Source organism: Rubneribacter sp. (assembly GCF_965361815.1).
This window is the reverse complement of record NZ_CBDTNW010000183.1, coordinates 1-6,490: the sequence shown is the minus strand read 5'-3', so window position 1 is coordinate 6,490 and position 6,490 is coordinate 1. Positions and strand designations below refer to the sequence as shown.

Genomic DNA, 6,490 nt, shown 5'->3' with positions numbered 1-6,490 from the left:
ACTCTCCGTCCGGACGGGCGCCCCGAGAGGCGCCCCCCTAGCTCGTTTGAAAAGAAGAAAAAAAGTAATGGATTCTCAGGGGCGGGGAGGGCGGACGCCCTCCCCGCACGATCGCTCGCTTGCTTCCCAGTATCCGGTTTTCAAGGTTCCCGCTCGGGCCTCTCGGCCCGCGTTTCAGCCTTCCGGCCAAAACGCGAGGAGATACTTTACCTTGTCGATTCTTTGCTGTCAAGGGACTTTTTTGAAATTCCTTGAAGCTGCTTTATCGGCTCTCCGGCAATCGATCTGCCGGAAGCCGTTGGATCGACGTTGCGTTCCTCTCCTCGAAAAACGCAACCCGGTTATAATACCCACTCGACCCTGCGGGCGCAAGATCCAATTTTCGAAAATTCGAAAATTGTTCCGGGGCCTGCGGACTTTGCCCGCACAACCAAACGCAACGCTGTTGCATTTTGAAATTCAACCTACCGAATTGTTTCGGGCCGCCGTTTTGGACCGTCTTGGGCCGCTGTTTGGAACCCCGCCCGCTACCGCCCGTCGCCGCACCCGCCTCGGCCCGGTCCTGTGGCCTTTTCCTGTCTGACGGGAGCGTCAGGCGCGTTGGCCGGCGCCTTCCTCGGCGGGTTCCCGTCTTCCCTCGACCCCTCCCTGGACATGACGGCCTTTGCCCCTCGCGCTGACGCCGGTGACGCCCCCCCCCCGGCGGCCAAAGCAGGGGCAGGACCGCCGAACTTTCAAAACACCGTGAGCGTCCTCGCGCTGAAAGACGCTCCGCATCGCGGCGAAACCCCACTATAATTTGGTGCAGCGTGAACATGTGGCAAGCCGAGAGGAGGCGCCGATGCAACCGATCTTGCCGAGAAACGCCCTCCGGGCCGACGACGCGCCGCGCGTGGAGCTTGCGCCTTTCGCCTTGCGCGCGCTTCGCATCTTGGAGGATGCCGGCTACGAGGCGTGGGTTGTGGGCGGGTTCGTGCGCGACGCGCTTTTGGGTCGACCGGGAGAAGACGTCGACGTGGCTTCGTCGGCCACCTGGCGTGAAGCTCAGCGGGCCTTCGAGGCGCGCGGCGTCCGCACGCACGAGACGGGGACGGCGCACGGCACGCTGACGGCCGTGGTGGACGGGCACGCCGTCGAGGTGACGACGTACCGCGCGGACGGCTCCTACGCCGACGACGCCCGTCACCCGAGGAAGGTGACGTTCGTGCGCAGCATCGAGGAAGACCTTGCGCGGCGCGACTTCACCGTGAACGCGCTGGCGTTTCACCCCGATCGCGGCCTGATCGACCCGCACGGGGGCCGCGCCGACCTTGAGGCGGGCGTGCTTCGCGCCGTCGGCGACCCGGCTCGACGGTTCTCCGAGGACGCGCTGCGCATCCTGCGCGCATGCCGCCTCTCCGCGCAGCTGGGCTTTCGCATCGAAGACAAGACGTTTTCGGGCATGATGGCGAACAAGGGGCTGCTGTTGCGGATATCGGCCGAGCGCGTGGCGCGCGAGCTGGAACGGATGCTTGTCGGCCCCTTCGCAGGCGACGTCTTGCTTTCGTGCGCGGATGTGCTGGCGGCCGTGATGCCCGAGCTTGTGGCCATGAAGGGCTTTGAGCAGCGCACCCCCTATCATGTGCACGACGTGCTGGCGCACACCGCCTGCGTGATAGACGCCACGCCCCCCTACCCGCTTGTGCGCTGGGCGGCGCTTTTCCACGACATGGGAAAACCGGCGACCTTTTTTACCGACGAAGAGGGGGTCGGGCACTTCTACGGGCACGCCGCCTTGAGCGAGACGATGGCCCGAGGGGCGATGGCCCGGCTCAAACTCCCGTCCGCGTTCGCGGGGAAAGTGCTCCAACTTGTGCGCCGCCACGACGACGACCTTCTCCCCACGCCGAAATCGGTGAGGAAAACGCTCTTGTCCCTTGAAGGCGACCTTGAGCTGTTCGGCGCGCTGTGCGACCTCAAGCGCGGCGACGCGATGGGCCAAGCCCCCCGGTGCCGAGGCCGCGTCGACGAGGTGAACGCGGTCGAGACGGTGCTTGGCGAGGTGCTTTCCTCAGATGCGGCATTCACGCTTGGGCAGCTGGCCATCGATGGGAAAGAGGTGCTCGCGCTTGGCGTCGGGCCCGGCCCGCTTGTGGGCGAGGCGCTTCGGGCGGCGCTCGGCGCCGTGATAGACGACGAGGTGGCAAACGAGCGCGACGCGCTGCTCGCGTTCACGCGGCGCTGGCTTGAGGAGCGGAGACGCGCGACCGTGGCGAAAAGCTGACCGCATCCTTACGGTTGCTCGCGCCCAGGGCGCGCCGAACGTTCGCCGCCTATACTGACCGCGAACCAAACGCCCAAGCGAAAGCGAGAAGCCCATGCCGTCTCCTCCCACATCCCCCACGACGCACCCGAGCACCGAACGGGAGCGCTCCGAACGCCTCCCCCTCATGGCCATCGTCGTCTCCTCGAACGGACCGTACGTCGTGCGCGGCGGCGTTCCCCTTATCCAGCAAGCCATCGTCCCGGTGGGCGGGCATCGGGAGTACCGCACCTTGCGCGTCTTCCCAAGGCGAGCCGATTACGCGTTGTGCCGCTGCGGACGCTCGTCGAATCCGCCGTTTTGCGACGGGGCGCACGCGGACGCCGGATTCGAGGGATCGGAGACGGCCTCGCGCATGCCGTTCAAGATGCGGGCCGACGTCCATCGCGGCCCCAGCGTGACGCTTTTCGACGACGGCCGCTGCGCGTTCGCGCGGTTCTGCCATCGCGAAGACGGCGACGTGTGGACGCTCACCGAGCGTTCCGACGACGAACGGCTCAAACGCGAGGCGGTGAAGGAATCGCAGGAGTGCCCGGCCGGGCGCCTCGTGCACGAAGACAGCCGAAGCGGCGCCGTGCTCGAGGAGCGGCTGGAGCCGTCGATCACCCTGCTCGAGGACCCGGAGCAGGGCGTGAGCGGGCCTGTGTTCGTGCGCGGGGGCATCGCGCTCATCGGCGCGGACGGATCGGCGTACGAGCCGCGCAACCGCTACGCGCTCTGCCGCTGCGGAGCCTCGCGCAACAAGCCTTTCTGCGATGCCGCGCACGTCGAAATAGGATTTGACGACGGATGGGAGTCCGCCCCGTCGCCAAAGGCGCGGCCCCGGCGAACCTGAAAGCGCGGCGCGTCCGCAGCCCATGGCGAGCGGAGCTGGCGCGCCGCGTGCCAACGGCGGACCTCCGCACGTCTCCGCATGCCACGCGCGCAACCGGAAACTTTTTCGGAAAAGTTCATTGCAAAGGGTTGACGAAGCGGAGCGAACCCCGTAATATACTCACTCGCGCTCGCACCTCTTCGCGAAAGCGGAGAAGAGCATCGGTGATCCGATGGGGTGTCGTCTAATGGCAGGACAGCGGTTTCTGGTACCGTATGTGAGGGTTCGACTCCTTCCACCCCAGCCATTTTTACGGTACACTGCAAAGCGCATCTTTGACAAGTGGCTCCGTCGTCTAGCGGTTTAGGACGCCGCCCTCTCAAGGCGGAGGTCGCCGGTTCGAATCCGGTCGGAGCTACCAAGAACTCGCAAGCCGGAGGCATCGCCTCCGGCTTTTTGCATTGGCGAGGTTCGCGTGCGCAAACCTATGCGGAAGGAGGGCGTCGTGTCCATCGACCTTATCATAGAGAGCCGAAAGGTGTTCACGGGCGCAGGTTCGCAGGCTCGCCCAGCCGCCATCGCCGTCGCGGGCGACCGCATCGCGGCCATCGGGCCGCGCGACGAGGTGCGCGCCCTTGCGCGGGAGGCGAACGACGGCGCGGCGTGCGCGGCGTACGACTTCGAAGACGCGCTCGTGGTGCCGGGATTCCACGATTCCCATCTGCACTTCTTCCATTCGGCCGTGTACTCCTCGCCCTTGGCGACCACGTTTTTGGGCAAGAGCGAGGCCGATTGCGTGGAACGCATGAGGCGCTTCGCCGAGCATCGGCCGACGGGCTGGCTGCTCGCGCAGGGATGGCGCGAGTACCGCTGGGACCCGCCGGTTGCGCCCACCAAGCGCTCGCTCGACGCGGCATTCCCCGCGCGAGCCGTGGCGCTGTACTCAGGCGACGCCCACACGCTGTGGCTCAACTCGGTCGCCCTGCGCGAGCTGGGGCTTTCGCGAGAAAGCGAGCCTCCTGCCGGCGGGTCGTACGACCGCTTCGAAGACGGCGAGCTCACGGGAATCGTGCGCGAGGCGGCGGCCATGGAGCTTATGCCCAAGATCATGGGGACCTTCACCGACGCCGAGGTGGCCGACGCCTACCGGGGCTTTCTCGCCGAACTGGCGAGAAACGGCGTGACGAGCGTGTGCGACATGTCGCTCATGGCGCACCCCGGGCTTGACTTCATCCGCGACGACATGCACGCGACCCTGCTCGCCTGGGGCGAGCTGACGGCGCGCGTGCACCTCTTCCCCACCCTGCTCGCCGACATGGGCCGCTTCGAGGCCATGCGGAAGGCGTACACGGGCCCGATGCTGCAGGCACCCGGCTTCAAGCAGTTCTTCGACGGCGTGTCGAGCCAGCACACCGCCTGGGTGACCGAGCCCTACGCCAACGCGCGCTTCGCGGGCGATCGCGGACGGCCCACGGTGGATGCGAAGACGATGCGCGCGCTCGTGCTGTCCGCAGCGGCGAAGGGGCATCCCGTGCGCATCCACACGATAGGCGACGCGGCCATCCACGCGGCGCTCGACATCTTCGAGGAGGCGCGCGCGACGTACGGCCCCCTGCCCGCCGGCCGGCATAACTGCTTGGAGCATCTGGAGAACTTCCTGCCGCAGGACGTGGAGCGCCTCGCAGCGCTTGACGTGGTGGCGGCCGTGCAGCCGCCGCACATGACGCTCGACCCCGGCGGTCCCGAGCGCGATTTGGGGCCCGAGCGCGTCCCCCTCATGTGGCCCTTCCGCACGCTTCTGGGCGCAGGCGCCACGCTAGCGTTCGGAACGGACTCGCCGGTGACGAGCGTGAGCTCTATGGACGTGCTGTACAGCGCCGCAACCCGGCAGGACCCGGCCACGCACGAGCCGGCGGGCGGGTGGCTTCCCGCCGAACGCATCGGCATGGCCGAGGCCCTGCGCGCCTACACCCAGGGCAGCGCCGCCTCGGTCGGGCGCGCGCACGAGCTGGGAACGCTCGAGGCGGGCATGCTGGCCGATGTGGCGGTGCTTGACCGCGACGTGCTCTCGTGCGCGCCCGAAGACGTGCAGAAGACGCGGGTACTAGCCACGTTCACGGGCGGACGGTGCGTGTTCGAGGCGTGAGGGCGGGCGCGGCCCGCACCGTCGAACCGAAGCGAAACGGATGCGGGCAGGAGGACGAGGGGGTCTTGCGGCCTCCCCCTCCTACCGCTCGAAGTGGTTCCACATGTGATCGAGGGGGCCGCTGCCGCGGCCGAGGCCAAGGCCGGAGGCGAGCGCTCCGGTGACGTACGCCTTCGCATCCGCCACGGCTTCGGCCATGCCCTTTCCCGTTGCAAGCTCGCAGGCGATGGCGGACGACAGCGTGCAACCCGTGCCGTGGGTGTTCGCCGTGTCGATGGCGGGGCTGCGAAACCACCGAAGCGCGCCGTCGGACAAGGCCAGCACGTCGTTCGCGTCGTTCGCGCCATGGCCGCCTTTCACGAGCACCGCCCCGCCGCACAGATCGAGCAGCTGGCGGGCGGCGCGCTCCATCGCGTCCTCGTCGGCGATGGCGAACCCGCACAGCACCTCGGCCTCGGGGATGTTGGGCGTGACGAGGTCCGCAAGCGGCAGCAGATGCGCCCGCAAGGCCGCCACCGCGTCCTCGTCGATGAGGCGCGCACCGCTTGTGGCCACCATCACGGGGTCCACCACCACGTTGCGCGCCCCGTGGGCCGAGAGGCGCTCGGCCACAGCCTGCATGATGGCGACCGACGACACCATGCCCACCTTCACGGCATCGGGGCGGATATCGTCGAACACGGCGTCTATCTGGTCCGCCACGAACGCGGGATCGACGTTCGCCACACCGGTCACGCCGAGCGTGTTCTGCGCCGTGAGCGCCGTGATGGCCGTTTCGGCGAACAGCCCGTGCGCGGCGATGGTTTTGATGTCGGCCTGGATGCCGGCGCCGCCGCTGGAATCGGATCCCGCGACGCTCAGCACCGCCTTGAGGGAAAACGCCATGGCGCCCGCTCCTCCCTTCCCGCTCACGCGCCCAGCGACGCGCGCACGGCCGCGCGCAGCCGCCGGGCGGCTTCCTCGATGTCGTCCGCCGCGAACAGGGCCGACACCACGGCCGCCCCGTCGGCCCCGCTGCCCGCGAGCGCGGGCAGCGTGCGTTCGTTCAACCCGCCGATGGCGACCACGGGGATGTCAACCGCCGCGCAGATGGCGGCCAAGCCGTCGGTACCGGTAATGACGGCGTCGTCCTTGGTGGGCGTGCCGAACACCGCGCCCGCGCCCAGGTAATCGGCCCCGGCCTCCTGCGCGGCGAGCGCCTGCTCCACCGTCTGCACCGACACGCCCA

5 protein-coding genes and 2 tRNA genes are annotated in these 6,490 nt (G+C 68.1%); 5 read left to right on the top strand and 2 right to left on the bottom strand.

All coding sequences use genetic code 11. The features are described 5' to 3' along the window. Window positions 1–841 precede the first annotated feature (841 nt). The 5 genes from ACWKY3_RS13140 to ACWKY3_RS13120 all read left to right on the top strand — a co-directional run bounded on the left by ACWKY3_RS13140 (window position 842) and on the right by ACWKY3_RS13120 (window position 5,262). Window positions 842–2,263 (top strand): CCA tRNA nucleotidyltransferase, encoded by a 1,422-nt coding sequence (locus ACWKY3_RS13140; RefSeq protein ID WP_449316845.1) that lies wholly within the window; start codon window positions 842–844, stop codon window positions 2,261–2,263. 166 nt (window positions 2,264–2,429) lie between these two features. Further along, window positions 2,430–3,137: a CDGSH iron-sulfur domain-containing protein gene (locus ACWKY3_RS13135; RefSeq protein ID WP_449316844.1), complete on the top strand. Its 708-nt coding sequence runs from the start codon at window positions 2,430–2,432 to the stop codon at window positions 3,135–3,137. A gap of 212 nt (window positions 3,138–3,349) precedes the next feature. Then, window positions 3,350–3,423 (top strand) — tRNA-Gln (locus tag ACWKY3_RS13130). Window positions 3,424–3,460: 37 nt separating this feature from the next. Then, window positions 3,461–3,537 (top strand) — tRNA-Glu (locus ACWKY3_RS13125). A gap of 84 nt (window positions 3,538–3,621) precedes the next feature. After that, window positions 3,622–5,262, top strand: coding sequence for an amidohydrolase (locus tag ACWKY3_RS13120; protein ID WP_449316843.1), 1,641 nt, complete (start codon window positions 3,622–3,624; stop codon window positions 5,260–5,262). An 81-nt stretch (window positions 5,263–5,343) separates the two neighbouring features. On the opposite strand, the gene thiD is transcribed toward ACWKY3_RS13120, so the two are convergent. Together thiD and ACWKY3_RS13110 are read right to left on the bottom strand one after the other, a co-directional pair. Further along, on the bottom strand, window positions 5,344–6,147 hold the full coding sequence (thiD, locus tag ACWKY3_RS13115) for a bifunctional hydroxymethylpyrimidine kinase/phosphomethylpyrimidine kinase (RefSeq protein ID WP_449316842.1): 804 nt from the start codon (window positions 6,145–6,147) through the stop codon (window positions 5,344–5,346). Between the two features lie 23 nt (window positions 6,148–6,170). Next, a partial coding sequence (locus tag ACWKY3_RS13110) for a thiamine phosphate synthase (RefSeq protein ID WP_449316841.1) occupies window positions 6,171–6,490 on the bottom strand: 320 nt, incomplete at its 5' end.

Bases quoted from the DNA above. Each gene is read 5' to 3' on its own strand.
- ACWKY3_RS13140 (WP_449316845.1), top strand. From the start codon at position 842: ATGCAACCGATCTTGCCGAGAAACGCCCTCCGGGCCGACGACGCGCCG.
- ACWKY3_RS13135 (WP_449316844.1), top strand. From the start codon at position 2,430: ATGGCCATCGTCGTCTCCTCGAACGGACCGTACGTCGTGCGCGGCGGC.
- thiD (WP_449316842.1), bottom strand. From the start codon at position 6,147: ATGGCGTTTTCCCTCAAGGCGGTGCTGAGCGTCGCGGGATCCGATTCC.